Here is a 26,124-nt window from a genome sequence, read left to right on the forward strand (position 1 = left end):
ATATGAGCATCCTGTCCGAAAACAAAGTCAAATTGAACGCATCCGCCGGCGACAAATACGAAGCGATCCGCCTTGCGGGTCAACTGCTGGTGGAAGCGGGGCACGTAGAGCCCGCTTACGTCGACAGCATGATCGAACGCGAGAATTCTCTGTCCACCTATATGGGCGGCGGACTCGCGATCCCGCACGGCACGAGCGAATCCAAAGGCACTATCAAGTCTACGGGCCTCTCGATCGTGCAGCTGCCGGCAGGCGTCGACTTCGGCGACGGCGAGAAAGCGCACCTGGTCATCGGCATCGCGGCGATCGGCGACGATCACCTGGACATTCTGACGAACGTGGCGATGATCTGCTCGGACGACGAGAACATGGCGCGCATCCTGGCGGCCAAGACGCCCGCGGAGATGATCGAGATCTTCGAGAGCGGGGCAGAGGCATGAAGGCCCTTCACTTCGGCGCCGGCAACATCGGCCGGGGCTTCATCGGGCTGCTGCTCTCCGGCGCCGGCTACGGGGTCGTGTTCTCCGACGTCAACAAGACGCTGGTGGACGCGCTTCGCGAGCGCGGCGAATATACGGTGACGCTGGCCGACGACAAGCAGGAGCAGCTGCGCGTCTCCGGCGTCACGGCGATCGACGGCTCCGATCCGGAGGCGGTCGCCGCCGCCGTGGCCGAGGCGGACCTCGTCACGACCGCCGTCGGCGTGAACATCCTGAAGCATATCGCCGCCGGCATCGCCCGAGGCATCGAGCGGCGCATCGCAGCGGGGGCGGGCCCGCTCCATTTGATCGCCTGCGAGAACGCGATCGGCGGCAGCGCCCAGCTCAAAGCGCATGTGTATGGACATCTGGACGAGGAGACGCGGCGCAAGGCGGACGCCGTCTGCGCCTTCCCGAACGCGGCGGTGGACCGGATCGTGCCGATCCAGCACAACGAGGATCCGCTCGCCGTGACGGTCGAGCCTTTCTACGAATGGGCGGTGGACGAATCCGCCATGTTCTCCGGCTTCAAGCGGGTGGAGGGCGTACACTACGTGAACGATCTGACGCCGTATATCGAGCGCAAGCTGTTCACCGTCAACACGGGCCATGCCTCGGCGGCCTACCTGGGTAATCTAAAAGGCTACGAGACGATCCAGCAGGCGATGGCGGACGAGGCGCTCGTGGGCGAGGTGCGCGCGGTGCTGGACGAGACCGGCGCGGTGGTCATCCGCAAACACGGCTTCGATCCCGATACGCATCGGCAGTATATCGAGACGATCCTCGGGCGCTTCCGCAATCCGCATCTGACGGACGAGATCGCGCGCGTCGGCCGTTCGCCGATCCGCAAGCTGTCGCCGGGCGACCGTCTCGTCAGCCCCGCCCTTCAGGCGCACGAGCAGGGCATGGAGCCAGCGGCGCTGGCCAAGGTCATGGCGGCCGCGCTGCGCTTCGACTACCCGGACGATCCGGAGTCTGCCGAACTGCAGCGGTCGCTGCAGGATAAGGGCGTCGCGGAGACGCTGACGGCGTATACGTCCCTGCCGCCGGAGCATCCGCTGCACCGGCTCGCCGTCCGGCAATACGAAGCCCTCGCGGCGCAGGCGCCGGGCTGAAGGTCCGCCGACGTTCGCCTCCGGCCGCTTTTATATAAAAAGGAGAGATGCCTTATGTCCCAACCATTAACCGGCATAGCCGCTTCTCCCGGCATTGCCATCGCCAAGGCGTTCAGGTATGCGCACGCCGCCGCGGTGACGCCGCAGCGCGCCGAAGTTGCCGACGCCTCCGCGGAGGCGGAGCGCTTCCGCGCGGCCGTCTCCAAGGCGAAGACGGAGATCGAAGCGATCCGCCAGTCGACGGAGCGTCGTCTGGGCACGGCGAAGGCCGAGATATTCGAGGCGCACCTGATGCTGCTCGACGATCCCGACCTCGTGGATGCGGTATTGGAGCAGATTGAAAATGAATCCTTGAACGCGGAATACGCGCTGCACGAAGTGACGGGCATGATCGTCGAGATGCTGCGCGGCATGGACAGCGAGATGCTCCGCGAGCGGGCGGCGGACGTGCTGGACGTCTCCGGCCGGGTGATGAGCTTGCTCCAAGGCAAGGCGTACGCCGCGCTGTCCGGCATTCGCGAAGAGACCGTCATCGTGGCGCAGGATCTCACGCCGTCCGATACGGCTCAGCTCGACCTCGGCTACGTGCGCGGCTTCGTCACCGAGATCGGCAGCCGCACGTCGCACTCGGCGATCATGGCGCGATCGCTGGAGCTGCCGGCGGTCGTCGGGGCGGGCAAGTCCGCGGCGGACGTCCCGGACGGGGCGACGATCATTTTGGACGCGACGGAGGGACGGGTCATCGTCGATCCGAGCGACGATGAGCTCGCGGCCTACCGCGCGAAGAAGGAAGCCTACGACGCCCGCGTAGCCGAGCTGAAGCGGCTCGCGGCGCAGCCTTCCGTATCCGCCGACGGCGTCCATGTGGAGCTCGCCGCCAACATCGGGGGCGTCGAGGACGTCGCGAAGGCGATCGAGAACGGCGCCGACGGCGTCGGGCTGTTCCGCACCGAATTCCTGTACATGGGGCGCAACTCGCTGCCGACCGAGGAAGAGCAGTACGAGACCTACCGCCATGTGCTGGGCAAGATGAACGGCAAACGCGTCGTCATCCGCACGCTGGACATCGGCGGCGACAAGGAGCTGCCGTACCTGTCGCTGCCCAAGGAGAGCAATCCGTTCCTCGGCCTGCGGGCACTCAGGTTCTGCCTGAGCCGCGAGGACGTGTTCCGCACGCAGCTGCGGGCGCTGCTCCGCGCCAGCACGGCAGGCAAGCTCAACATTATGTTCCCCATGATCGCGGTGGCAAGCGAGCTGCGTCAGGCCAAGGCGATCCTGACCGAGGAGCGCGCCAAACTTGAGCGCGAGGGCGTGCCCGTGTCGGACGATATCGAGGTCGGCATCATGATCGAGATTCCTGCCGCTGCGCTGAACGCGGATTACTTGGCGAAGGAAGTCGACTTTTTCAGCATCGGCACGAACGATCTGATCCAATATACGATGGCCGCGGACCGCATGAACGACGCCGTATCGTACCTGTACCAGCCGTACCATCCTTCCATTCTGCGCCTCGTGCGCATGGTGATCCGGGCGGCGGAGCGCGAAGGCAAGTGGGCCGGCATGTGCGGCGAGATGGCCGGAGACCTCACGGCGATCCCGCTGCTGCTGGGCCTCGGCCTCGGCGAGTTCAGCATGAGCGCGTCGTCCGTGCTGCCCGCCCGCGAGCTGATCGGCCGCTTGTCCAAGGAAGAATGGGCGCGGCTCGCCGAAGAAGCGCTCGAGCTCGGCACGCAAGAGGAAGTCCAACAATTCGTAGAACAAAGGAGTCATGCCTAATGCTGTCAGAAACGTTTACCGTGATCCATCCTTCCGGTTTCCACGCGCGTCCGACCAAGATCTTCGTCCATGCGGCGACGCAGTACAACTGCAAGGTGAACTTGATCAAGGGCACCAAGAAAATTAACGGCAAGAGCTCGCTCGGCCTGCTCTCGCTCGGCCTGGCCAAAGGCGACGAAGTGACGCTGGAGGTCGACGGCGAACGCGAGGAGGAGGCGCTCCGCGAGCTGGGCCCCTTGTTGTCGAAGATCTACGAGGAATAACCGAAAATCCCCCGCAGGCGCCGGCGAAGGCGCTTGGCGGGGGATTTTTTTTAAGATTAAGCGTCGAGGATATTGGAGTAGTCGTTGTAGTTGAAGTTATTCTCCACCGACGCTCCGATGACGGCGAAGATGATGACCAGCACGATGATCGCGAAGTAAATCAAAGTACCGACGATTCCGGTCACGAGGCCGGCGACGGCCATGCCGGAGCCTTGCTCGCCGCGCGCGCGGATCTCCTTCAGCGAGATCGCGGACACGATGATGGCGACGATGCCCAGGAAGAAGCCGATGAAAGGAATGATGATCGACGCGATGCCGAGGATGAGTCCCGCCACCGATTTGCTGTTCGAACGCGCAGGCGGCTGCTGCGGATACGGACGGCCATAATCGTAGCCCGGCGGGCGGTATGGGGGCGAGTGCGCCGCGCCGCCCGCTTCGTGCTGGTGCCGGTCATAGCCCGTCTGCTGTGAATAAGCGGAGCTGGGAGGCGGCGGCGGATAGTGGCCGCCTTGATGCTGGGCATGATGCGGCGCGTGGTGCTGCGCAGCATGGTGCGACGCGTGCTGAGGTCCTGCATTCGGCGGATATTCGCCGCCCGGCTGCCAGCCCGGCGCTGCCGAAGGCTGCGACGCGTACGGCTCTTGCCGCTGCTGCGGCTCGTCCGCGCGGAAGCCGCTACCGGCCCCCTGCGCCCCATGCGCCGGCGTATGCTCGCCTGCGCCGCGGTTGCCGCTATCGGCTCCCGCGGCCTCGTGCGCGCGCGCCGGCTCGGCGGACGCGCCTGGCGAAGCGTCCGCCGCAGCGCCTGTATCCGGGGCGGGTCCGGGGTCCGAGGCCCCCGATCCGCTCCACGCGTTGTTCGAATCGTCGGATGTCATCGTCAAGTCTCCCTTTGCGGAAAGGCGTCAATTTTAATGCTGATAATGGCTCAATCCCGGTTGGCTAGGCGGTTCTACATAAGCGGAACGGTTCAGATCTTCAAAGAAGTGTGCGAACCCGGTATCAAAAGTGCGGTCGTGATGGGGGCGGAGCCTGTCCCCGAGTCATACTGATTTTACAAGCGATGTCACGTTTCGACAACCACTTTTTGGCACCTAGCCGCCGAAGCTCGAACTATCCTATGCCGGTCGACGCCGGACGTATGCTACGCACACGGCGCGTTATTATCTTGCCGGGAACATAAAAAAAACCGCCGAAGGCGGATTTTAGGCAAATTTTAAGTGAGGGGGATCAGCGTTGGCTGATCGAAAAGAAAGTATGGGTCCTTGACATCTATAATATTAGAATAACACGCCGGAAAAGAATAGTCTAGTCTTTTTCCTCATTTTTGTTATGATTTGGAATGCTCTTCCCGGAGGGGCCATTCTACAGCGAAAAGAGGGTTCATATGACCGTCCTATGGGTGCTTGCCCGAAGCGCGTACGAGAGCCGCCTGCAATATACGGCCTCGCACGCCGTACGCACCGTCGCTAGCATTATATTCGGCATGATCTACATCTCGATCTGGCAGGGGATCGGGGAGCAGCACGAGCTCGAGGGATACGGGAGGGACGGGATGGTCGCCTACATGGCGTTTAACCAGGTAATCCTGTGGATGACCTTCACCTCGCATGGGCTCGGCTTGGAGGACAGGGTCCGGACCGGACAGATCGCGACCGATCTCATCCGTCCGGTGCATCTGTTCACGTTCTCGGCGGGACGCGAGGCGGGTTCGACCGCTTACAACGTCCTGTTCACCGCGCTTCCGCTGTACATTCTCTACGCGCTGATCTTCGGACTGCCGGTGCCGACCGATCCCGCGGTCTGGCTGCGCACGCTCGTCGCGCTATTCATGGCCGCCTACACGGGGATCTGCATCTCGTACTGCATCGGGGTGACGGCGCTATGGACGATGGAGAGCCGCTGGTTCAGCCTGCTTAATTACTCGCTTAGCTTCGTGCTCTCCGGTTTCCTCATGCCGATCGCGTGGATGCCCGGCTGGCTGCAGACGATATCGAGACTGTCTCCCTACCCGGTGTTCAACGACATCCCCACCCGAACCTATCTCGGCCTGGCCGCGCCGGCTGCGCTCGTCGCGCCGCTCGTCTGGTGCGCGCTGCTCTCGCTGGCCTGCGTCGCGGCTACGTCGGCGGTGCGCCGCAAGGTGGAGGTGCAGGGCGGATGAACTGGCTGCGCATTTCCTGGATGCTGTACAAGATCAACGTGCGCGCGAGAATGCAGTACCGGGTCAGCTTCCTGCTGACCACGCTGCTCGCGTCCGTCGTGACCGTCGCCGAATTCCTGGGCTTGGCGGTCGTGCTGCATGCGTTCGGCGCGATCGAAGGCTGGGACGTGTGGGAGATCGGGTATCTCTACGGCGTGCTGATGACCGCGAAGTATCTGTACCGGGGCTTCGGCTCTGCCGTGAACAACTTCGAGCCCTACCTGGTGAACGGCCAGCTGGATCAGCTGCTGCTGCGCCCAATGCCGCTCCTGCTGTCCGTGCTGACGTCGCGGACGCGCATGATCGGCGGCGAGCTGCTCCAGGGGCTGACCGTGCTCGGCGTCTGTCTCGGCAAGCTGCTCGGAGAGGGAACCGTCGGCTGGGCCGCGATTCCCGTCACGCTGCTGATCGTCTGCACGGGCACCGTCATCATGTTCGCCGTGGGGCTTGCTACCGCTGCGGTCGGCTTCTGGACGACCCGCACCGAGGATCTGTCGGTGCTTACCGACAACGCGTCGACGACGGCGTGCCAGCTGCCGCTCAGCCTGTTTCCCGATTGGCTCCGCACGCTGCTCCTGACCGTGGTGCCGTTCGGCTTCATCAACTACGTGCCCGCGATGTTCATCGTCCGGTCCGAATGGGGCTGGTGGACGATTCCGGCGACCGCCGCGGTAGCCGCGCTGTCTCTGGCGGCGGCGCTTGCGCTGTGGCGCGTGGGCGTGCGCAAGTACCAGAGCACGGGCACATGAAGCGGGTGCCGAAGGCGCCGGATACCGCTAATGTTCTGTGAGGATGAACGGCTCGACGGACGCGACGACGACTGTTAGCGGAACAAATTTCCGCTATGGCAGGCTAGGAGCAAGCAATTTGGCAGAAAGCGGAACTGATTTCCGTTATAGTGCGTGCAAGAGCGTAGCAGCAGTGTTTAGCGGAACAAATTTCCGCTATGGCCGGCTTGGGGCACGCAATTTGGCCGATAGCCGAACTTATTTCCGTTATAGTGCGTGCGAGACACGTAGCAGCAGTGCTTAGCGGAACAAATTTCCGCTATGGCCGGCTCGGAGCACGCGATTTGGCCGATAGCGGAACTGATTTCCGTTAATGTGCGTGCGAGACACGTAGCTTCAACTGTCAGCGGAAACTAAGCTCGGCGTTTAACGAAATTGATTGGATTCACTAAACTAAATCCGGAGGGATGATCATGGCCATGTTAGAGGCTAGCGGATTAAGCAAGACCTTCGTTACGGCGCTGCCCAAGGAGGGCAAGCTGAAGGCGGTGAGAACCTTGTTCTCCCGCGAACGGAAGGTCGTGACGGCGGTGAACGCGCTGGACATGCGCGTGGAGGAAGGCGAGTTCGTCGGCTTCATCGGTCCGAACGGCGCGGGCAAGTCGACGACGATCAAGATGCTCTGCGGCATCCTGCACCCGAGCGCGGGCGAGGTGAGGATCGCGGGGCTCAGCCCGCAGCGGGAGAGGCGGCGCGTAGCGCGGCGCATCGGCGTCGTATTCGGCCAGCGCTCGCAGCTGTGGTGGGACCTGCCGCTGAAGGACAGCTTCGACATTCTGGCGGCGATGTTCCGGCTCGGCGCCGCGGAGAAGGAACGGCAGCTGTCGAAACTGGATGAAGTGCTGCAGCTGCGGGAGTTCTGGGACACGCCGGTCCGCCGGCTGTCGCTGGGTCAACGCATGCGGGGCGATCTGGCCGCGGCGCTGCTACACGATCCGGCGCTTCTGGTGCTGGACGAGCCGACGATCGGCATGGACGCCGCGGCCAAGCGTCAGATCCGGGATCATCTGAAGCTGCTTAATTCCGAATACGGCAAGACCGTACTGCTCACGACGCACGATATGGACGATATCGAGACGCTGTGCGATCGGGTCATCGTGATCAGCCGCGGCGAGATGCTGTACGACGGCGGGCTGGCGCTGCTGCGCGAGCGGATCGGACTGCCGACGACCGTAAGCGTGACGTACGCCCGAGATACGACGATAGGGCTGGCGCCCGGCATGCGAATCGGAGAGGGCGTATCCGCCCCCTCCGAGGTCAAGGTGATCGATGTAGCCGAGCGGGAGGCGACAGTGAGCTTCAACCGCGCGCAGATCGGCGTGATGGAAGTGCTGCGCCTGCTGTCCGCGTGGGGCGACATCGCAGACGTGCACGTCGAGGAGCCCGAGTTCGAGGATATCGTCAGCCGCGTTTACTGATCCTCCTCTGCAGGCTCAGCCCTGGAGCATCGGCTTCAGATCCGCGATGACCTTCTGCAGGGCGGCAGACGTGCGCGTGTACATGGCTTTGGCCTTGTCGTCCTTGGTCGCGACGGCGAACAGCTCCAGATCCGCCTCGGCCTTCTTGAGGCTGGCCAGCAGCAGCGCCTTGCCCTGAGGCACCGGTACCTGGATCTTGTCATCGTACAGGTCGACGTATAGCTGTTGGTAAGCATCTACCTGGCCGAGAAATACGTTATCCACCGTGACGCCGATCTTCTCCAATTCGGCGGCGAGCCAGCCGGGGCTGAGGCCGGCGGTGGCCAGCGGTTCGTTCATCATCTTGCCGTCCATGATGACGACCTGCGGCTCGACCTCGTGCACCTTGGGAAGCTCCATGTCGCTGGGCGTGAGCGGCTGCTTGTCTTTCTTCATCAGCACGCTCAGCTCGCCGCTGGTCTCCATGACCGCGAATTCGACGTCGGCCAGTTTAAACGCGTTTTTTCCCCGCAGCTGCTCCATGAGCTCGTCCGTCGTAAGATGCTCCTTTTTGAGATTATCTTCGAGGACTTTGCCTTCTTTGATGACGACGCGCCCTTTGCCCTCCAGGAGATGACGCAGACGGATGCTCTTCATGGACAAGTATTCAAGGAAGAAGGGAACGGCGAACCAGACCGCCAGCGCGATGAGGCCGTGCGAGTAATGGGTCTCGATGTCCGTGGAAATGAAGCCCGCCAGTTCGCCAAGCGTGATGCCCAGTATATATTCGAAGAACGTCAGCTGGGAGATCTGCTTTTTACCGAGCAGCCTGGCCATGACGAAGAGCACGATCAAGGCGCCCAGCGAGCGGAATATGATGTGTCCCCACACCGGCATATCGTTAACCTTCTTTCTCCAAAATGGTGTCCGGCGCCTCCAGTGCCACCGCGTGGGCGATGCCGGGAATCGATTCGCTCTGCTGAAGGGCCAGCGGCGACATGAGCGCGCCCGTCGCGACCACCAGAATCCGCCGCAGCTCGCCTTTTTGCAGCTTTTTCAGCAAGTGCCCGTACGTCACCACCGCCGAGCATCCGCATCCGCTGCCGCCGGCCTGCACCATCTGCTTGTCATAGTCGTAGATCATCATGCCGCAGTCGCGGTAACGCGTCTTGTGCATCGGGATGCGATGCTTGTCGAAAAGGTCGTTCGCGAGCTCGTAGCCGACCTTGGCCAGATCTCCCGTCACGATCAGGTCGTAATGGTCCGGACCGACGCCGAGGTCGCGAAAATGCGAGATGATCGTATCGACGGCGGCGGGCGCCATCGCCGCGCCCATGTTGAACGGATCCGTGATGCCCATGTCGACGACGCGGCCGATGGTCGCCGCGGAGACGCGGGGCCCGACGCCTTCGCCCGCGACGAGCGCGGTGCCGGCGCCTGTCACCGTATATTGCGCGTACGGAGGCTTCTGCGAGCCGTATTCGGTCGGGTAGCGGAACTGCTTCTCGGCGGTTGAATTGTGGCTGCAGGTACCGGCCAGCGCGTATTTGGCGCCGCCGGTGGAGATCAGGTAGGAAGCGACGGCAAGGCTCTCCATCGAGGTGGAGCAAGCGCCGAACACGCCGATATAGGGCATCGCGAGCGTCCGCGCGGCATAGCTGGTGCTCGTAATTTGGTTCATCAAGTCCCCGCCGACGTAGAAGCTGATCTGGTCCTTCGTCATGCCCGACTTTTCCATCGCGATCTTGGCAGCTTCTTCAAGGTAGGCGCGTTCTGCCTTTTCCCAGCTGTCCTGGCCGACAAGCGAGTCCTGATGCACGATGTCGAAGTCATGGCCGAGCGGGCCTCGTCCCTCGAACGGACCTACGACCGTGGCCGCCGACAGAATGACGGGCTTGTCGCGGAACAGCCAGCTTTGATGTCCTTTCAGGATCGTCATGGGCCTCCCTCACCTTCCATATCCGAATACCAATCGAATGAGCCCGATAAAGAACGCGGCCACGGTGCCGAACACGATGACGGAACCCGCGAGCTTGAACATGTTCGCGCCGGTCCCGAGCACGAGCCCCTCGCTGCGATGCTCGATGGCCGCGGACGACATCGCGTTCGCGAAGCCCGTCACGGGTACCGCCGAGCCGGCCCCGGCCCATTGGCCGAACTTATCGTAGACGCCCATCGCGGTCAGCGCCACGGCGATCGCGATCAGGACGGCGACCGTTGGCGCGGAGGCCTCTTTTTGCGTCATGTCTGCGAAGTGCATGAACGCGTCCTGGATGCCCTGCCCCAGGATGCAGATGAGGCCGCCTACGACGAAGGCGCGGAGGCAATTCATTGCGACGGGACGCGCGGGCTGCCGCTTCAGGGCAAGCTGTCGGTATTCCTGCTGCACGGGAGTCAGTTTCTTGATCTTGTTGTTCGCCACGGCGGTCGCCTCCTCTTGAGCAAATGGCGGGCAGTATAGATTGAGGATGCCTCGGGGACCGGATTTTTAGCCGCAATGCGACCGGTATTGGCCGCTAACCAAATTTTTGCAGTTGTGAGGGGAGGCGCGGACGGGCAAAGTACATAAGTCCCGAGCGCGGGAACATTAAAGACGGAAAGAGGCGTACATCGACATGACCGTAGCATCTCAAGTGAAAACTACCGTCGCTTCTTTAAAGAGCGCACAAGCCAGCCTGGAGCAATTCGCGATCGGCACGCAAAATCAGCAGGCCAAGCAGCTCTTCACCGACGCTGCCGCTCAGACGCAGCAGATCGTCGACCAAGTGGAGCAGCGCGTCCAGCAGCTGGAGCAGGAAGAGCCGCAATACAAAGGCTTCTGAACATCGCGGGGAATTGAAAAATCGGGAGCTCCGGCGCGCGTCGGGGCTCCCTCTTCCATAGAAAGGAGCATGATGATGCGGCATGTCGGCGCGAATAAAAGAAAGAAGTCGATTAGCGGCGGTCTAGCGAAGCTCGTCTTGTCGTCCGTCCTGATCTTGGCAGGGATGGGACAGGCGGCTGCAAGCGGAGAGGCGGCGACCGGGGCCGCGTCCGCTTCTAACGCTGCCGGGCGCACGCCGGCGTTCAAAGGCAGGGCTTATTACGAGTCGCGCGGCGAAGCGGTCTGGGAGATTCCGGTGGAAGGCAAAGCCATCGCGCTTACGTTCGACGACGGTCCGGATCCTGTGGATACGCCGGCGATTCTGGACTTGCTCGGGCAATACGGGGCGCGCGCGACTTTTTTTATCACGGGCAAAAAGGCGGAGCAGTACCCCGGCATCGTGAGGCGGGAGGCGCTGGAGGGACACGAGGTCGCGAATCATACATACACGCACCGAATGCTGCTGCATTGCACGGACGCGCAGATCCGCGGCGAGATCTCGATGGCGCAGAAGAGCATCGCCATGGCCGCCGGCGCGATGCCTGTCCTGTTCCGCCCGCCTGAGGGCTTTTTTAATTCGCGGGTGCTGTCGGTCGGGCGCGAGGAGGGACTGATGACGGTGCTCTGGTCGTGGCACCATGCCACGGACGATTGGGCGCGTCCCGGCGTGGGTCACATCGTCAAGGGCATCCTGAACGACGTGCGCGGCGGGGACATCGTGCTCCTGCACGATTATGTGAGCGGCAGGACGCAAACGATCGACGCGCTGCGCGTGATCCTGCCCAAGCTCGCCGAGGAAGGTTACAGCTTCGTGACCGTGTCGGAGCTGCTGCGCGCAAAAAATTCAAAAACAAATCTGGTAAATCGTTGACTTCAAGGTTGAGAACCATTATCATTCTTATTATGAATTGATAATGATAACGATTATCATAGACAAACATAGAGGCGAACCCGTTCGCCGGAGGAGTGAAGATATGTCGCGGTTAAGCACGAATCAGCTGACACTCGCCTATGGCAGCCGGCGTATTGTGGAGAATCTCAATCTGTCCGTGCCCGACGGCAAGATCACTTCTCTGGTAGGGGCGAACGGCTCCGGCAAGTCCACGATCCTGAAGTCGCTGGCGCGGATCCTGAACCCGCAGAGCGGCGGCGTATTCCTCGACGGCAAGCAGATTCACCGCCAGCCGACCAAGGAAGTGGCGAAGCAGCTCGCCATCCTGCCGCAGAACCCGACTTCCCCGGAGGGACTCACGGTACGGGAGCTCATCTCGTTCGGCCGTTACCCGCACCAGCGCGGCTTCGGCACGCTGTCCGCCGAGGACAACCGGATGATCGACTGGGCGCTGCAGGCGACCGGCATGGGCGAGTTCCACGACCGCGCCGTCGACCAGCTGTCCGGCGGCCAGCGGCAGCGCGCCTGGATCGCGATGTCGCTCGCGCAGGGCACCGAGGTGCTGCTGCTCGACGAGCCGACGACGTTCCTCGACATGGCTCATCAGATCGAGGTCATGAATCTGCTGGAGAAGCTGAACCGCGAGCAGAAGCGCACGATCATCATGGTCGTCCACGATCTCAACCATGCGGCGCGCTTCTCGCAGCATCTGGTCGCCCTTAAGCGCGGCACGGTGCTCTACGAGGGACATCCCGAGGTCGTCATGACGCCTGCGATGCTCCGCGACGTATTCGGCATCGACGCCGACGTCATCCCGGATCCGCGCACGGGCGCGCCGCTCTGCCTGCCTTACGGGCTGGCCGAGGGTCATGCTCAGGCGCCGGCGGCTTCCGCGGCGAGTCCGTCCGCGGTACGCGAAGACGGCCGGTTAGCCGCGGCGGTCGTATAGGGTTGACCTGTCAGGGTCGTCTCCCCTTAAGGGGGAGGCGGCCTTTTTTGGTTGGATCTTTAGAGCGCGCGGGACCGGCGGGTAAGGCATGTTTGTTATTCCGCCCCGGCCTCTGTAATATGAAGATAGCTGGAAAATGAAAGCGTTTGAGGTGAAGGAGGTTCTCATCCATGGTTCATCTGGGGGAAGTTCGGGACAAGACCGGCCGCGTCCTCGATCAGATCGCCGCGATCGTGGTCGGCAAGCCCGAGGCCGCGGAATATGCGCTCATCGCGCTGCTCGCTTCGGGGCATATCATTCTTGAGGACGTGCCGGGCACGGGCAAGACGCTGCTCGCCAAGTCGCTCGCGAGGTCGCTCGGCTGCGAGTTCAAACGCATTCAGTTCACGGCGGACCTGCTGCCGTCGGACGTGTCGGGCATCAACTTTTACAATCAGCGGGCGGGCGCCTTCGAGCTGAGGAAAGGGCCGGTCTTCACCCATATTCTGCTGGCCGATGAACTGAACCGGGCGACGCCGCGCACGCAGTCGAGCCTGCTCGAGAGCATGGAAGAGCGGCAGGTGACGATCGACGGCGAAACGTATCCGCTGGCCCGGCCGTTCCTCGTCATCGCGACGCAGAACCCGGTGGAGAGCCACGGGACGTTCCCGCTGCCCGAAGCCCAGCTCGACCGCTTCATGCTGCGCGTCCCGATGGGCTATCCCTCCGCCGGCGAAGAGGCGGAGATCCTGCGCCGCTTCATGGGCGGCGATCCGCTCGCGGCCGCGGAGCCCGTCCTCGCGCTGGACGAGGTCCTCCGCCTCCAGGAGACGCTCCGGGACGTCCGCTGCCACGACGACGTGTTGCGCTACATGCTCGCGATCGTATCCGCCACCCGCGACAGCGAAGACACGGCCGTCGGCGCCAGCCCGCGCGCGAGCCTGCAGTTCATGCGGGCCGCGCAGGCGAGGGCGCTGCTCCGCGGCCGCGACTTCGTGCTGCCCGAGGACGTGAAGGCGCTCGCCGTACCCGTACTCGCGCACCGCCTGGTGCTCCACGATCAACTGGCCGGCGGCGGCCGCGCGGAGTCGATCGTACGCGAGATCGTGAGCCGGATTCCCGTGCCTGCCGAGCAGGACGCGGTATACGCTTAGCGCATGCCGATCCTCAGGCTGCTGATCGTTGCTTACGTCGTCGCGATGGCGCAGCGGCTGCTGTTCCGGCGGTTCGGACTGCGGCGTATCCGGTATGAACGCAGATTTAGCGCGCCCAGGGCGTACGCGGGGGACCGGATCTGGATGGAGGAGCGGCTCGTCAACGCCAAGTGGCTGCCGCTGCCCTGGCTGCGGGTCGAGACGCAGATGCCGTCCGCGCTGCGATTCGGCAAGGAGACCGCGGATCTGGCCGTCAGCGTGGGTCAGACGCTGCAGAATCATGCGAGCCTGTTCACGCTCGGGCCCTACACGAAGCTGGTGAGGCGGCATGAGGTCGCCTGCCTGCACCGGGGACGATACCGGGTCCCCACGCTCACGATTACGCACGGCGACTTGCTCGGCATGACATCCGGCTCGCTGCAGGTTGCCTCGGACTGCGCCGTGACGGTATATCCGAGGCTGCTGAGCGTCAGGGAGCTGCCGCGGGCGGCGAGAGATTGGGTGCAGAGCGCGATGAGCTCGCCGGACGCTTTTCGCGAAGATCATTACCACACGGCGGGCGTACGGGCCTACCGCGGCGGCGACCCCATGAAGCAGGTGAATTGGAGCGCCACCGCGAAGACGGGCGAGCTGCTCGTGAACCGCCGGGAGACGATGATCGGCGGCGACGTGACCGTGCTGCTTAACGCCGAGGTCGCCGATGCGTCGACGAACAGGCGGATCGCCTTGGAAAAGTTCGAAGAGGCCATCAGCCTCGCGGCCTCCGTCGCCAAGCAGGCGCTCGACGGCGGGGGAAGAGCGGGGCTTATCTACAACGGGCGCGTTCAGGGCGACGAGACGATCCCGCTGCGAATCGAGCCGGCGCGGGGGAAAGGCCAGCTCTACGCGATGCTGGAGGCGATGACGGGATTCGAGCCCGTCGTTCGCCTGGAGCTGAGTTATCTGCTCGAGGAGCTGCTGGGCTCCCGCATGCGGGGGGCGAATCTGCTGCTGATCACGGCGTTTCTGACGCCGAAGCAGGAGCTGGCCGTGCGCAGACTGCGGCAGGCAGGCAACCGGGTGGAGGTCATGCTGCTGTATAAGGACCGTCCGGCTATGCGCCAAGCCGTCGGAGGGACGCCATGAATTCAATAGAACGGACTTATCCGACCGACCCGGCGCAACAGTCGAATTCGACGCATACCAGCGATCCGGCGCAGCCGACGGGCACGATCAAGCTGGCGCTCCGCAGTCTAGCCGACGCGCTCGCGGTATATCCGATTCTGCTTCTGCTCATGGGCTACGCGGACCTGGAGCTGCCCGCGGCCGGGTGGGTCGGCTTCGCCTGGCTGGGCGCCGCTGCGGGGCGCGCCCTCCCCGCGCTCCTGCGCCGCAAGTTCCCTGCGTCGCTCGCGCATCTCGCGCTCATCGCGGCGACGGCCGCCGCCGCCGGCATGTCCAATCCGCGGCTGCTGTGGCTCGTCCTGCCCGTCGGCGTGCTGTCGTGGGGCGCCCGCCGCGACTGGGCGCGCACGGTGCGCGCCTCTACCGCGGTCGGCCTGCACGCCTTCGTCCTCGCTGCGGCTTCACCGCTGGGCATCGCCGCCGGCGCGAAGCCGCTGCTGCTTGCAGCGGGAATCGGCTGGCTGGCGGCTGCGCTGTACTTTCTGCAGGCGCGTTCGCTGGCCGAGGCCGGCCTATATGCCGGACTCGTCACGAGGCGGCTCGCGGTCGCCGGCAAGCGATACCTTGCGCTGTGGGGCCTCGTCGTCGCGCTGGTCTTTCTCCCGTTCGCAGGGGTGCCGATCTGGCCGCAGGTCGCCAGGTTCATCCGTTGGCTTATCGCGCTCGCGCCCGCGGGCGAGCCTGCTCCAGAATCCGTGCCGGAGCCCGAGGCGCCGCCTCGGCCGCCGATAATTCCGCAGCAGGACCAAGGCCCCAACCGGCTCTGGATATGGTTGGAGTACGCCGTGTACGTAGCGCTCGCGCTGCTGGCGCTTGCCGTCGTCTACTTCCTGGCGCGCCGTTATCTGTTGAACGCCGTATGGTGGCGGCGAATCTCCGAGCGGGTCAAGGCGTGGTACGACAAGCTTCTCGGAGGAAAGCGCGCGGGCGAGGCGGACCTCGGCTACACCGAGGAGCGCGAGAGCCTGCTGCAAGGGGAAAAGCTGCTGGCGAGATTGTTCTCTCGCCGCCGTCCGAAGGCGAAGCGCGCGCTAAGGCTCGACGAATGGTCGGCGCTGCCGCCCGAGGAGCGGGTGCGAAGCTTGTATGCGGCTGCGCTGGCGGATGCCGTCGGGGAAGGGTACGCGCATGAGGAATCGCGCACGCCGACCGAGACGATCCGGGCGATCGAAGAATGGCAGGGCAAGGACGAAGCGCCTAAGGCCCGGGCCGATAGGCCTGCCGCCGGCGGCTGGCTGGCCCGCAAGTCGGGACAGCTCGGCGAATTGTACGGCAGAGCCCGCTACGGCGGCCGCGTGAAGTCCGAGGAAGCGGACCGTCTGGGCGCCGATTATCCCTGGAGGAAATGAATGATAAAAGGAGCTCAGGCGTCATGCCGGAGCTCCTTATTAAATCATAAAACTTTTTTGCGGGCCTGTTTCAAGCCCCGCTTGGACAGGGTACAACCTAAGTAACCTCTCCATTTCACTCCATGCAGCAGCAAAGACCCGCTCTGTGGGCGGGTCTCTGCCTAAGCTACTCCACTACGTCCGCGCTTACACGTGGTCGATCGCCACGGAAGTGTAAGTATCGGAATCCATCACGCGACGAGCGCCCAGATAGCGCTTCGCATAGTACTTGTCGTCCAGATCCGAGATCGTAACGCCCTTCGAAGCCGAGTGCGCGAACTTATCGTCGCCGACATAGATGCCGACGTGCGATACGCCGCTGCCGCTCGTATTGAAGAATACGAGGTCTCCCGGACGAAGATCGTCGCGAGCGACCTTGGCGCCCATGCCGTACTGGCCCTTGGACGAGTGTGGAAGCTTGACGTCGAACTTCTTGAATACATAGGCCGTAAATCCGGAGCAGTCGAAGCCGCTAGTCGTCGTGCCGCCGTAATCGTAATCGATACCGATCAGCTTGGAGACGGTCGAGTCGAGCTTGGACGCGGCAGACGCGCTGCCCATCTGGAAGGCCAGCAAGCAGGTTAAAGCAAGAATGATGACTGAAACTTTACGCAAAACGTCAAGCTCCTTCCAAGTGCCTACGAGGTTAGCTGGAGGGTTCGGTTGAAGGTTCCCTATGACTTCTGCGGCGAGCAAAGTCAATTCACCCGGTAAAGACTGGTTCCCCCGTTTCCCAGTGCGCGGGAATTCGGCAGTTTTCGCACCTTAGCTTTAGAAATTCGATTTTTAGGCCCCAACTCCTGCTCCTTAAAGATTAGAATTCCTTAATGTCCCAAATTAAAAGGAATATGCTGGCGAAGTCTCGAAACCTAAGCGCGACAAGGGCTGCGGGCTGCAAGCGAAGGTGAGGCCAGGCCTATGAATAAATGAGAAAGATTAAGAGGGAGCAAGTCTTCGACAAGGCTGCGGTCGCAAGAGTATGAACGTAGTCTATGCCGCCCTCTCGTTCGATATTAATAGCGGACGAAAAAAAGAGACGGCGCTCGGTTCATCGCGGGATGAACCGAGCGTCGTCTCTTGCTTATTTAACCAGAGCGTTCAAGCTTCCTCGCGCTGCCACAGCCGATGCTGACAGGCTGCCGTCCAGAGCGCGATCGTCGACCGGGCGAAGTGGAAGGCCTGGTTCAGCACGATCACGAGCAAGCCGGTCCAGAGGAAGGCGGCAGCGGATACGGCCGCGGAGCCGAGCAGGGAGAGGAGCGGCAGCAGGACCGTCACGCCAAGCAAGGGGAGCAGGCGGCGCAGCGAGCGGAGCGCGCCCTGCCAGGGGCTGTCCCCGGCGGCGGCGCTGAACTGCATGAACAGAAACGGAAGGTGCACCAGCAGCATCCAGAGCGCCCAGCCCGCCGCATAGGGGAGCATCTGGCCGAGCCAGGACTCCGCGTTCGGCTCGCTCAGATAGGCGGCGCGGCCGAAGGGGACCAGCCAGCACGCGGGCGCCAGGGCGAGCAGCTTTTCGGCGCCGTACAGGAGGGATACCTTTTTCCATGCGCGTTTGATGCCTTGCAGGACCTGGGTTCCCCTCGCGTCCTCCGCGTGGGTGAAGGAATAGTACAGCCCCGCGTTCAGGATCGGCGTCAGCAGCATCCGGAGGAGCAGCATGCCGCCCAGCATGAGCAGCGTGCCGTCGGCCAGATCCGTCTTCAGCAGGCGGAACTGGGCTTCGACCGCGAACAGCTGCTTGGCCGCCGCGCCGAGCGGATGCTCGTCGGGGTAGCGGAGGAGGAGCGGGGCGACGACCGAGTCGATGAAGCGGTAGAGAAAAAATCCCCATAGCAAGCGGTACAGGAAGAGGGCGACGAGCACGTATTTATGCCGCTTGGTCGTTTCCCAGCCTATCCGGATCGCGTCGTTCATATCGGCTCCTCCTCTTCACCAGGCCATGCTGCCGACGATCGCGTCGATCAGCTGGCCCAGCGTCACGTCCAGCTTGGTCCGCTGGCGCTTCGGCGCTTCGGCCTTCAGGTAATTGTCGTAGCGGCTGTGGTCGAGCACGACGTCCAGCATCGGATCGACCGACACGTACGACAGCGGCGCCGCGGACTGCAGACGGATCTGGATATGATTCTGGACGCCGTCCCACGTCTTGCGTACGGTCTTGCCGTCCTTGAAGCCGAACTGTACGGTCGCGGCCTGCGGGCTGCCCTGGGTCCTCGTGAGCAGGACGAAGGACTGATACCCGCCCTCGCCGTCCGGCTCGGTGCGGACGGAGGCCACCGCGAAGTCGGCCGATTCGCCCCGGTACACGTAGGCATGGAAGAAGTCTTTCCAGTCTTCCTTGGTGACGGCTTCGACGGTGCGCTGGAAGCTCTGGCTGTCCGGGTGCTTGAATTTGTATTTTTGAAAATAAGACCGGATGATCTTCGACATCGTCTTTTCCCCGGTCAACGTCTCGATGGCTTTGAGCACCAGTTTGCCGCGCATGTACACGTTCTCCGCATAGGCGTCCGAGCTGCCGTAGGCCCAGGAATCGAGCTTGAGCGGCTTGGGGTTCGTCATGTACAACGACTCGATGGGGGTGCGGGGCGAGACGCCGTAGATGGCCGCCATCAGCTTATCCTCGCTGTAGGACGTGAACGCCTCGTCCAGCCACGCCTCCTCGAATTCATTGGACGCGACGATGCCGTACCAATATTGGTGCGCGATCTCGTGTACGAGGGTGCGCTCGAGCTCGTAGCCCGGATTGTCGTTCTTGGCCGCCGCGCCCGTGACGAGCGTCGGGTATTCCATGCCGCCCGCGCCTTCCGCGTCAGGGGGAGGGACGACGACGGATAGCGTCGTGTACGGATAGTCGCCGTACCACTCTCCGAGCTTGGCCAGCGCGGACTTGGCCGCGTGCATGTAGCGCGCCTCCTGACCCGCGTGCAGCGGATCGAGATAAAGCTTGATCCGCACGCCGGGCACGCCGGCCGAGGAGAAGGAGTCCTCCGCGGTCACGAAGCGGGGAGAGGCGGACCAGGAGAAATCGTGAACGTCTTCGGCGTAGAACTGATAAATTTTCCGTCCTTCCTTCACGACGGGCTGCTTGTACTGGAACCCGGTCGCCGCCACGATGCGGTCCTCGGGAACGTCGATCTTCACGCCGTAAACGCCGAAGTCCGAATAGAACTCCGAGTTGCCGTGGTACTGATGGAGATCCCAGCCTTCGGCCGTGCGTCCGCGGACGCCGGCCGTCTCGTAGGCGGCGACCTTGGGGAACCACTGGCCCGCCATGACGAAGTCTCCGGCTTGGCCCATCCGGGCGAACACCTGCGGCAGCTTGACGTCGAACTTCATGCGGACGGTGACGCTCTGGCCCGGCGCGACGGCCTTGGGGAGCCGGAATCCCACCAGCGTCCGGTCCTGGGCGTTGCCGTCGTCGGGTTGGACGTACCGGAGACGAGGCAGCAGCGTCTCGCCGTCCTCGGTGGCGAGCTCGGTCAGCTCCATGGCGCCGTCCTTGCCGGGCGTCATCTTCACGCCGCGCAGCTGCCCGTCCGACTCGTTCAGGAACGTGCTGCCGGGCGCGAATGCGTTCGGATATAGATGGAGATAAAGATCGGTCACGGCCTTGCGTCCGGGATTCTTCCAGGTCAGCGTCTCGGAGCCGGCGAGCCGTCCGTCGTCCAGCAGCTTGACCGAGATGTCGTAATCGACGATTCGGTTGCTGAGGGATACGGACTGCGGCTGCGCCGGGATCGGCGACGGCTGCGCTTGGGGCGCCGCGGCGGCGCTGCGCTGCCCGTCGGCCGCGGGAGACGCTGCGGGCGCCCCGGCCGGATCCGCGGAAGGATCTGCCGCCGCAGCCGTGTCAGGGGACTGCGCCGTCAGCGGATCTTGTGCGGCATAGGCGGGCAGGGTGAACTGGGATTGCCAGGCGTCGTCGAATCCGAAGCTGGCCGAGCCGAGCAGCACGGCGGCGGCGACGCCGAGCGCGGCGATACGATAAATGGGGCGTTGGGGCATGACGGTAACCCTCCCGTTGACAAGCGTCTAGCAGATGTATATGTGGGTTGTCCGCGGATTATATCTGGGCTTGGCACAACTTCGCCCATCCCCTCTCAATCCGTCCGGTTACCCCCTTACAATTAGAGGCGTATGGCGGCAGCTGGCCGGCCGAAGTCCGGCGAGCCTTGGTAGAACTGGCTTTCTCGGTTCGTTCGTGCTTCAGACCGGCTTCTGCCCGATCGGATCCGCTAGGTTTACGCGGCCATGGACGGCGACGAACGCTTATTTTACAATTTGAGTGATTCGTTCCGCCGCGAACGTTCATGAATCTAACTTACAAAACGGACATAAGAAGGAGAGGCCCATCATGCTCTGGTGGCAAGGCCACATTTATTCGCAAGTGCTCGGCATGTCCGTAGGGGTTCAGGTGCTGCTCCCCGCTCCGGTCTATCCCGGCGCGCAGCGGACGAGCCCGCAGAGATTGCACCCTGTGCTGTACCTGCTGCACGGTCTCGGCGACGATTCTTCGGCTTGGCTGAGGCGAAGCTCGATCGAGCGTTTGGCCGAGGCGCGGGGACTGGCCGTCGTCATGCCGGAGGTCCATCGCAGCTACTATACGGATATGAAAAGCGGTCCGTCCTTCTGGACATACCTTAGCGAGGAGCTGCCGGAGCTGATCGGGAGCTGCTTCCCGGTATCGGAAGAGCGCGAGGATACGTTCGTCGCGGGCCTGTCGATGGGCGGCTACGGCGCCTTCAAATGGGCGCTGCGCCGGCCGCACCGGTTCGCGGCGGCAGCCAGCCTCTCCGGCGCGCTGGATCCGGTCGGCAAGTACGCATCGGGCCCGCCCGATTATGCGAACATCTTCGGCAGCCGCGAAGAGCTCGAGGGCAGCGCGAACGATCTGTTCGCGTTGGCGGACCGGCTCGCGTCCAGCGGAATTCCGCATCCGATGCTGTATCAATGCTGCGGGGCCGAGGACGTCAGGCACCTGGAGAGCGGCAGGCGATTCCGCGACCACTGCGAGGGCCGGGGCTTGTCCGTGCATTACGAAGAGAGCCCCGGCGGCCACGATTGGAACTTCTGGGAAGGGCGCCTGGCGCGCGTATTGGACTGGATGCCCGTCTCCTCTCCCCTGGCGCAAGCATGAGGGCGCTCATCCGTCATTTTGCCGTCAATACCACGATTCAGAAGAAGCTGCTGCTTACTTATATCGTGGTCGTCGTCATCCCGGTGCTGCTCGTCGGCCTGATGCTGACGAAGACGCTCCGGGAGAAGGCGCTGGCGGAGGCGGTGAGCGAGTCGACGGGAAATGTCGAGGACGTCCGCAAGCGGACGTCCGAGTTGATGCGCGTGCCGATCGATCTCTCGAATCAGGCGCTCATCGACCAGAAGCTGCGCAAGATCGTCAATACGCGGTTCGAGAGCACGTTCGATGTCGTCAATGCCTATTCGGAATTCACGGCCTTTCGCGATTACAAACGGTTATACCGCGAGATTAATTCCGTTCGGTTCTACACGCGGAACGATACGCTGCTGGACAACTGGGAGTTCTTTGCGGAAAACGCGGAGGTTGCGGCCCGTCCCTGGTATGCCGAGGCGCTCGAGGCCCAGGGGCGTATCGTGTGGCGCTATATTCCCGATGCGAGCCGCGGGGGGCGGTATCGGCTTAGTTTGATTCGTACGATCACCTACCGGGACGAGCGTAGCTACGGCGTGCTGATCATGGGCGTCGACCCGGAGCGGCTGCGCAGCGTATTCTCCCGGGCGCACGGAGACACGCTGCTCGTGACGGACGACGGATACGTCGCGGCTTCGAACAATGCGGAGAGAATCGGGAAGACGTTGCGGGAGCTGGGGCTGCAGATGGAGCCGGCCGGGACCGGGCTCAGGCAGTTCGAGACCGTCTACGAGGGCGAGCCCTCCAAGGTGCTCGCCCAGCGCTACGTGCCCGAGGCCAGCACCGGCGGACTGGACATCGTGTCCATCGTTCCGGTCCACGACATCGTCAAGGATGCCAATCGCATCAGCCGGGTGGCTTTTCTCATCATTCTGCTCAGCCTGTGCGTCGCCGCGCTGCTCATCGTACTGTTCACGCGTCTGCTGGGCAAACGGATCCGCAAGCTGAACACCGAGATCAAGAAGGTCGCTTCGGGCAACTTCCTTGCGTTCGCGGCCATCGACGGCGAGGACGAGATCGGCCAGCTGTCCCGTCATTTTCATATGATGGTCGGCGATCTCCGGCGTTCCCTCGAGGAAGTGACGGCAGCGAACGATCAGCGCAACGCGCTGCTCCTCAAGCAGAAGGAGACGAAGCTCCGGCTGCTGGCCAGCCAGATCAACCCGCACTTTCTGTTCAACACGCTGGAGTCGATACGCATGAAGGCCCATGTCCGGGGAGACGCGGAGATTGCCCGCGCCGTTCTGCAGCTCGGCCAGCTGATGCGCAAGAGTCTGGAGATCGGCGGAGAACTGCGGCCCCTGTCCGAGGAATTCGACATGCTGCAGCATTATTTGAGCATCCAGCAATTCCGCTACGGCGAACGGCTCAGATATACGCTGGATGCCGACGAGCGGGCTTTGCGCTGCAAGCTGTACCGGCTGCTGCTGCAGCCGGTCGTCGAGAATGCGGTCATACACGGACTCGAAGGACAAGAGGCAGGCGGTACGGTGTCCGTGCAGGCCTTCGCCGATCGCGACCGTCTGCAGCTCAAGGTGATGGACGACGGCGTCGGCATGACCGAGGACAAGCTGAAGCGGGTTCGGCGAGAGCTGGACGCTGCCGAGGAGGAAGGGGGCTTCAGAATCGGACTGCGTAACGTGCATCAGCGGATCAGAATGTCTTACGGCCCGGAGTGGGGCGTCAAGATCGAGAGCGAGCCCGGCGTGGGAACGATCGTCACCTTAGAGCTTCCTGTGGAGGAGGAGAAGATGGATGTACCGGCTGCTGATCGTGGATGACGAGCCCGCGATCCGGGAAGGGTTGAAGACGTTGATCGACTGGCGCAAGCAGGGCTTCGAGCTGTGCGGCGAAGCCGCCAACGGCCGGCAGGGCGCGGAGATGTGCCTGGCCCTCCGGCCCGACGCGGTGCTGGCCGATATCCGCATGCCCGGCCGCAGCGGGCTCGATATGTTGGCAGATGCCCGGGAAGCGGGTCTGACCTGCCGCTTTGTGCTGTTGACGGGCTATTCCGATTTTCAATACGCGCAGCAGGCGATCGAACAAGGCGTGTCGGCATATCTGCTCAAGCCGATCGACCCGGAAGAACTCGCGGAACGGATGGGCAAGCTTCGCGCGGAGCTGGACAAGGAGCGCCGAATCATCGCCCGGGCGGAAGAAGGAGAGGCGCAGGAACGGGAAGCGCTGCTGCTGCGGTTAGCAACCGACAAGGGGGCCGCGTTAGATCCGGAGATCATGCGCAGAGGCGAGGAGCTGCTGGGACTGCCGTGGCGCAGAAGCCGCCTGCTGCTCGTGGCGATCGATGGCCGGAAGGCTGACGCCGTGGCGGGCATAGCGCTCAAAGAGCTGCTCCGCGGCGCTGCGGCGGAACGCGAGGGGGTCCATGCGCTTCCCGTGGAAGAGTTTGTATTGATGGTCCTGGGCGACGGCGTGACGGCCGCATCGGTCAAGCCGCTCATCCGAAGCGTGGTCGAATTGTTCGAGGCGCAAGGGGGGAGAATCGCCGTCTATGCCGGTCCGCTGCTAGCGTCGTCTTCCGAGTGGGCGGCTACCTGCGCGCAGTTGCTTCGGCTCGCCCGCAATCCGTTCGTCAGCCGGTCGGGCGCCGGGTTCTGGATCGACGTCCGCGAATCCGGCGCCCAACCGGCTAACGATGCGGCCGGAGAGACCGTCGCCGGCAGAAGCGAGGCCGGGCATGCGACAGCGGCGCCGCGCCGGCAAACGTTCGACGCGGAATCGCTCGCGCAGCGGCTCGCGCTGGCGGTCGGCTCCGGGCAGGCGGATACGCTGCGTGCCGCCGCTGAAGAGGCGGTTCGGCTGATCGCGAGCGAGAGTGAAGCGGAGCTGGCGATCAAGATGCGGATCGCCATGGTGGATATGGCGCTGCGCAGGCGGCTGACGGCGTCCTACGGGGAACTGGCCGACGCGCCCGATGCGCCTGCCGGCGATTCGGCCGATTGGGGGCGCCACGAGACGCTGGACGCGCTCCTCGAAGCGTTCGCCGGCCGTCTCGAACGATGGGCCGTAGCGCTTAGGCGCAGCCGTCCGGACGCGACGCTGCAAGGCATGCTCGAGTTTATCCGCGCCAACTGCGACCAGGAACTGAAGCTGGAGCTGCTGGCCGAGCTGTATCATTACAACAGCGGGTATCTCGGCAAGCTGTTCCGCCAGCAGACGGGCGAGTATTTCAACACCTATCTGGACCGCGTCCGCATGGACAGGGCGAAGGCGCTGCTGGCGCAGGGCCACAAGGTGGGCAAAGTCGCCGAGATGGTCGGTTACGCCAATGTCGAATACTTCAACGGCAAATTCCGCAAGTACGTCGGCATGCCGCCTTCCCGGTACAAGCGGGAGACCGGCGCCGATTGAACGGAGAAGGGCCGGACGGTTTGACTATTTTTATAACAAGGAGAGCTTGCCGAAGGGCAGGCTCTTTTTTATGCCGCCGCATCTCGAATTGTCACGGGATAAGAACGCCAATCTGCCGGGTGTGCGGCTAACCTCGCCGCTGATAACCTGAGATCAGTTAATGAAAGCGCATTACACGAGGGGGGAGCAAAGGGTGCAGAGAGTCAGAAAAGGCGGGACTTCCTTTAAGCTGTGGAGGGAACAGAAGTGGCTGTTCTTGATGTCCGTGCCGTTCGTCTTGTGGATTTTTGTCTTCAACTATCTCCCCGTGTGGGGATGGACGATGGCCTTCCAGAACTTCAGGCCGGGGCGCGCCTTCGGCGACCAAGAATGGGTCGGGCTGTCCCACTTCGCGGAGCTGTTCGCGGACGAGCGCTTCTACTTGGTGCTGCGCAATACGCTCGGCATGAGCTTGCTCGGCCTATTCGTCGGCTACACCGTGCCCATCGCGTTCGCCCTGCTGCTGAACGAGATGCGCGGGAGGGTGTTCAAGCGCTCGATCCAGACGATCGCGTACTTGCCTCACTTCGTCTCCTGGGTCATCGTGGCGGGACTGGTCACCAAGATGCTGTCCGTCGACGGCATCGTCAACGAGCTGCTGATGCTGCTGCATCTGACGGACGAACCGATCCAGTTCATGGCTAGGGAGCATTGGTTCTGGGGGGTCGTGACGATGTCGGACATGTGGAAGGAGACAGGCTGGAACTCGATCATCTTCCTGGCGGCGATCGTCGGCATCGACCCCGAGCTGCACGAAGCGGCTACGATGGACGGGGCCGGACGCTTCAGGCGGATGTGGCATATCACGCTTCCGGGGATTCGCCCGACGATCATGGTTATGCTGATCCTCTCCATCGGCTGGCTCACGAGTATCGGCTTCGAAAAGCAGTACCTGCTCGGCAACCCGATCGTCAGCGACTATTCCGAAGTGTTGGACCTCTACGTACTTAACTATGGAATCAAGGTTGGCAGGTACTCGTACGGGACGGCGATCGGCATCTTCAACTCGGTCGTCAGCATCGTCCTGCTTCTGATTTCGAACGGCATTTTCAAGCGAATGACCAAGGAAAGCGTGATTTAAAAAAAACGCGCGCCGTCCCGCGTCACGATCCGCGGGACGGCCGGAGAGAGGAGGACTT

At 63.1% G+C, this 26,124-nt stretch carries 24 protein-coding genes and 1 riboswitch; of the genes, 17 read left to right on the forward strand and 7 right to left on the reverse strand.

Going from position 1 to position 26,124, the window contains the following annotated elements:
- The first annotated feature begins 2 nt into the window (after positions 1–2).
- Genes PQG80_RS26340 through PQG80_RS26355 form a run of 4 tightly spaced genes read left to right on the forward strand, consistent with a single transcriptional unit; the run spans position 3 to position 3,633 of the window.
- Positions 3–440 (forward strand): PTS mannitol transporter subunit IIA, encoded by a 438-nt coding sequence (locus PQG80_RS26340; RefSeq protein WP_271754705.1) that lies wholly within the window; start codon positions 3–5, stop codon positions 438–440.
- The gene (locus PQG80_RS26345) at positions 437–1,594 is read left to right on the forward strand and encodes a mannitol-1-phosphate 5-dehydrogenase (protein ID WP_271754707.1); all 1,158 of its coding nucleotides are present in this window, start codon (positions 437–439) and stop codon (positions 1,592–1,594) included. Before PQG80_RS26340 ends, PQG80_RS26345 begins: the two co-directional genes overlap by 4 nt.
- Before the next feature lie 54 nt (positions 1,595–1,648).
- Entirely contained in the window at positions 1,649–3,370 is a 1,722-nt protein-coding gene (ptsP, locus tag PQG80_RS26350; protein ID WP_271754708.1) for a phosphoenolpyruvate--protein phosphotransferase, read from the forward strand.
- Positions 3,370–3,633, forward strand: a complete 264-nt coding sequence (locus tag PQG80_RS26355; protein ID WP_271754709.1) for an HPr family phosphocarrier protein — start codon at positions 3,370–3,372, stop codon at positions 3,631–3,633. Before ptsP ends, PQG80_RS26355 begins: the two co-directional genes overlap by 1 nt.
- A 56-nt stretch (positions 3,634–3,689) precedes the next feature.
- On the opposite strand, the gene PQG80_RS26360 is transcribed toward PQG80_RS26355, so the two are convergent.
- Positions 3,690–4,511 (reverse strand): DUF4190 domain-containing protein, encoded by an 822-nt coding sequence (locus tag PQG80_RS26360; RefSeq protein WP_271754710.1) that lies wholly within the window; start codon positions 4,509–4,511, stop codon positions 3,690–3,692.
- Between the two features lie 509 nt (positions 4,512–5,020).
- Here PQG80_RS26360 and PQG80_RS26365 point away from each other — a divergent pair.
- The 3 genes from PQG80_RS26365 to PQG80_RS26375 all read left to right on the forward strand — a co-directional run bounded on the left by PQG80_RS26365 (position 5,021) and on the right by PQG80_RS26375 (position 8,042).
- Positions 5,021–5,797: an ABC transporter permease gene (locus tag PQG80_RS26365; protein WP_271754711.1), complete on the forward strand. Its 777-nt coding sequence runs from the start codon at positions 5,021–5,023 to the stop codon at positions 5,795–5,797.
- Positions 5,794–6,585, forward strand: coding sequence for an ABC transporter permease (locus PQG80_RS26370; RefSeq protein ID WP_271754712.1), 792 nt, complete (start codon positions 5,794–5,796; stop codon positions 6,583–6,585). Before PQG80_RS26365 ends, PQG80_RS26370 begins: the two co-directional genes overlap by 4 nt.
- A 458-nt stretch (positions 6,586–7,043) precedes the next feature.
- Entirely contained in the window at positions 7,044–8,042 is a 999-nt protein-coding gene (locus PQG80_RS26375) for an ABC transporter ATP-binding protein (protein WP_271754734.1), read from the forward strand.
- 15 nt (positions 8,043–8,057) lie between these two features.
- On the opposite strand, the gene PQG80_RS26380 is transcribed toward PQG80_RS26375, so the two are convergent.
- The 3 genes from PQG80_RS26380 to spoVAC are packed head-to-tail and all read right to left on the reverse strand — an operon-like array spanning position 8,058 to position 10,443.
- A complete protein-coding gene (locus tag PQG80_RS26380; RefSeq protein ID WP_271754713.1) occupies positions 8,058–8,918 on the reverse strand; it encodes a DUF421 domain-containing protein in 861 nt (286 codons plus the stop codon).
- Positions 8,919–8,922: 4 nt separating this feature from the next.
- Positions 8,923–9,954 carry a stage V sporulation protein AD gene (gene spoVAD / locus PQG80_RS26385; RefSeq protein WP_271754735.1) on the reverse strand — a complete coding sequence of 344 codons (1,032 nt, stop codon included), beginning with the start codon at positions 9,952–9,954 and terminating at the stop codon, positions 8,923–8,925.
- A gap of 15 nt (positions 9,955–9,969) precedes the next feature.
- Positions 9,970–10,443: a stage V sporulation protein AC gene (gene spoVAC / locus PQG80_RS26390; protein ID WP_271754714.1), complete on the reverse strand. Its 474-nt coding sequence runs from the start codon at positions 10,441–10,443 to the stop codon at positions 9,970–9,972.
- Positions 10,444–10,636: 193 nt separating this feature from the next.
- Here spoVAC and PQG80_RS26395 point away from each other — a divergent pair, with 193 nt between their 5' ends.
- The 6 genes from PQG80_RS26395 to PQG80_RS26420 all read left to right on the forward strand — a co-directional run bounded on the left by PQG80_RS26395 (position 10,637) and on the right by PQG80_RS26420 (position 16,371).
- Positions 10,637–10,843, forward strand: coding sequence for a DUF1657 domain-containing protein (locus tag PQG80_RS26395; protein ID WP_090117637.1), 207 nt, complete (start codon positions 10,637–10,639; stop codon positions 10,841–10,843).
- Positions 10,844–10,912: 69 nt separating this feature from the next.
- Positions 10,913–11,755 carry a polysaccharide deacetylase family protein gene (locus PQG80_RS26400; protein WP_271754715.1) on the forward strand — a complete coding sequence of 281 codons (843 nt, stop codon included), beginning with the start codon at positions 10,913–10,915 and terminating at the stop codon, positions 11,753–11,755.
- A 103-nt stretch (positions 11,756–11,858) separates the two neighbouring features.
- Positions 11,859–12,725, forward strand: coding sequence for an ABC transporter ATP-binding protein (locus PQG80_RS26405; RefSeq protein WP_271754716.1), 867 nt, complete (start codon positions 11,859–11,861; stop codon positions 12,723–12,725).
- Positions 12,726–12,895: 170 nt separating this feature from the next.
- Positions 12,896–13,858 carry an AAA family ATPase gene (locus tag PQG80_RS26410; RefSeq protein WP_271754717.1) on the forward strand — a complete coding sequence of 321 codons (963 nt, stop codon included), beginning with the start codon at positions 12,896–12,898 and terminating at the stop codon, positions 13,856–13,858.
- 3 nt (positions 13,859–13,861) lie between these two features.
- A complete protein-coding gene (locus PQG80_RS26415) occupies positions 13,862–14,983 on the forward strand; it encodes a DUF58 domain-containing protein (RefSeq protein WP_271754718.1) in 1,122 nt (373 codons plus the stop codon).
- Positions 14,980–16,371 carry a hypothetical protein gene (locus PQG80_RS26420; RefSeq protein WP_271754719.1) on the forward strand — a complete coding sequence of 464 codons (1,392 nt, stop codon included), beginning with the start codon at positions 14,980–14,982 and terminating at the stop codon, positions 16,369–16,371. Before PQG80_RS26415 ends, PQG80_RS26420 begins: the two co-directional genes overlap by 4 nt.
- 186 nt (positions 16,372–16,557) lie before the next feature.
- Here PQG80_RS26420 and PQG80_RS26425 read toward each other — a convergent pair whose 3' ends face one another.
- The 3 genes from PQG80_RS26425 to PQG80_RS26435 all read right to left on the reverse strand — a co-directional run bounded on the left by PQG80_RS26425 (position 16,558) and on the right by PQG80_RS26435 (position 20,415).
- Positions 16,558–17,025 carry a C40 family peptidase gene (locus tag PQG80_RS26425; protein ID WP_271754720.1) on the reverse strand — a complete coding sequence of 156 codons (468 nt, stop codon included), beginning with the start codon at positions 17,023–17,025 and terminating at the stop codon, positions 16,558–16,560.
- Between the two features lie 5 nt (positions 17,026–17,030).
- A riboswitch (cyclic di-AMP (ydaO/yuaA leader) is annotated at positions 17,031–17,174 on the reverse strand.
- Between the two features lie 334 nt (positions 17,175–17,508).
- The gene (locus PQG80_RS26430) at positions 17,509–18,327 is read right to left on the reverse strand and encodes a hypothetical protein (protein WP_271754721.1); all 819 of its coding nucleotides are present in this window, start codon (positions 18,325–18,327) and stop codon (positions 17,509–17,511) included.
- 15 nt (positions 18,328–18,342) lie between these two features.
- The gene (locus tag PQG80_RS26435; RefSeq protein ID WP_271754722.1) at positions 18,343–20,415 is read right to left on the reverse strand and encodes a M1 family metallopeptidase; all 2,073 of its coding nucleotides are present in this window, start codon (positions 20,413–20,415) and stop codon (positions 18,343–18,345) included.
- Positions 20,416–20,764: 349 nt separating this feature from the next.
- Here PQG80_RS26435 and PQG80_RS26440 point away from each other — a divergent pair, with 349 nt between their 5' ends.
- From PQG80_RS26440 to PQG80_RS26455, 4 genes are all read left to right on the forward strand, one after another.
- Positions 20,765–21,547 (forward strand): alpha/beta hydrolase, encoded by a 783-nt coding sequence (locus tag PQG80_RS26440; protein WP_271754723.1) that lies wholly within the window; start codon positions 20,765–20,767, stop codon positions 21,545–21,547.
- Complete coding sequence (locus PQG80_RS26445) at positions 21,544–23,358, forward strand: sensor histidine kinase (protein WP_271754724.1); 1,815 nt, start codon at positions 21,544–21,546, stop codon at positions 23,356–23,358. Before PQG80_RS26440 ends, PQG80_RS26445 begins: the two co-directional genes overlap by 4 nt.
- Positions 23,333–24,946, forward strand: a complete 1,614-nt coding sequence (locus PQG80_RS26450; RefSeq protein WP_271754725.1) for a response regulator — start codon at positions 23,333–23,335, stop codon at positions 24,944–24,946. Before PQG80_RS26445 ends, PQG80_RS26450 begins: the two co-directional genes overlap by 26 nt.
- 160 nt (positions 24,947–25,106) lie before the next feature.
- Entirely contained in the window at positions 25,107–26,066 is a 960-nt protein-coding gene (locus PQG80_RS26455) for an ABC transporter permease (protein WP_271754727.1), read from the forward strand.
- Positions 26,067–26,124: the final 58 nt, after the last annotated feature.

This window comes from Cohnella rhizoplanae, from assembly GCF_948329515.1.
Classification (GTDB): domain Bacteria; phylum Bacillota; class Bacilli; order Paenibacillales; family Paenibacillaceae; genus Cohnella; species Cohnella rhizoplanae.

Excerpts from the sequence above, each read along its gene's own strand:
- PQG80_RS26340 (WP_271754705.1), top strand. The coding sequence starts at position 3 with ATGAGCATCCTGTCCGAAAACAAAGTCAAATTGAACGCATCCGCCGGC.
- PQG80_RS26415 (WP_271754718.1), top strand. The coding sequence starts at position 13,862 with ATGCCGATCCTCAGGCTGCTGATCGTTGCTTACGTCGTCGCGATGGCG.
- PQG80_RS26380 (WP_271754713.1), bottom strand. The coding sequence starts at position 8,918 with ATGCCGGTGTGGGGACACATCATATTCCGCTCGCTGGGCGCCTTGATC.
- PQG80_RS26375 (WP_271754734.1), top strand. The coding sequence starts at position 7,044 with ATGTTAGAGGCTAGCGGATTAAGCAAGACCTTCGTTACGGCGCTGCCC.
- PQG80_RS26355 (WP_271754709.1), top strand. The coding sequence starts at position 3,370 with ATGCTGTCAGAAACGTTTACCGTGATCCATCCTTCCGGTTTCCACGCG.
- PQG80_RS26400 (WP_271754715.1), top strand. The coding sequence starts at position 10,913 with ATGATGATGCGGCATGTCGGCGCGAATAAAAGAAAGAAGTCGATTAGC.
- PQG80_RS26365 (WP_271754711.1), top strand. The coding sequence starts at position 5,021 with ATGACCGTCCTATGGGTGCTTGCCCGAAGCGCGTACGAGAGCCGCCTG.
- PQG80_RS26410 (WP_271754717.1), top strand. The coding sequence starts at position 12,896 with ATGGTTCATCTGGGGGAAGTTCGGGACAAGACCGGCCGCGTCCTCGAT.
- PQG80_RS26345 (WP_271754707.1), top strand. The coding sequence starts at position 437 with ATGAAGGCCCTTCACTTCGGCGCCGGCAACATCGGCCGGGGCTTCATC.
- PQG80_RS26430 (WP_271754721.1), bottom strand. The coding sequence starts at position 18,327 with ATGAACGACGCGATCCGGATAGGCTGGGAAACGACCAAGCGGCATAAA.
- PQG80_RS26370 (WP_271754712.1), top strand. The coding sequence starts at position 5,794 with ATGAACTGGCTGCGCATTTCCTGGATGCTGTACAAGATCAACGTGCGC.
- PQG80_RS26395 (WP_090117637.1), top strand. The coding sequence starts at position 10,637 with ATGACCGTAGCATCTCAAGTGAAAACTACCGTCGCTTCTTTAAAGAGC.
- PQG80_RS26455 (WP_271754727.1), top strand. The coding sequence starts at position 25,107 with ATGAAAGCGCATTACACGAGGGGGGAGCAAAGGGTGCAGAGAGTCAGA.
- PQG80_RS26445 (WP_271754724.1), top strand. The coding sequence starts at position 21,544 with ATGAGGGCGCTCATCCGTCATTTTGCCGTCAATACCACGATTCAGAAG.
- ptsP (WP_271754708.1), top strand. The coding sequence starts at position 1,649 with ATGTCCCAACCATTAACCGGCATAGCCGCTTCTCCCGGCATTGCCATC.
- PQG80_RS26435 (WP_271754722.1), bottom strand. The coding sequence starts at position 20,415 with ATGCCCCAACGCCCCATTTATCGTATCGCCGCGCTCGGCGTCGCCGCC.
- PQG80_RS26420 (WP_271754719.1), top strand. The coding sequence starts at position 14,980 with ATGAATTCAATAGAACGGACTTATCCGACCGACCCGGCGCAACAGTCG.
- PQG80_RS26360 (WP_271754710.1), bottom strand. The coding sequence starts at position 4,511 with ATGACATCCGACGATTCGAACAACGCGTGGAGCGGATCGGGGGCCTCG.
- PQG80_RS26440 (WP_271754723.1), top strand. The coding sequence starts at position 20,765 with ATGCTCTGGTGGCAAGGCCACATTTATTCGCAAGTGCTCGGCATGTCC.
- PQG80_RS26450 (WP_271754725.1), top strand. The coding sequence starts at position 23,333 with ATGTACCGGCTGCTGATCGTGGATGACGAGCCCGCGATCCGGGAAGGG.
- PQG80_RS26405 (WP_271754716.1), top strand. The coding sequence starts at position 11,859 with ATGTCGCGGTTAAGCACGAATCAGCTGACACTCGCCTATGGCAGCCGG.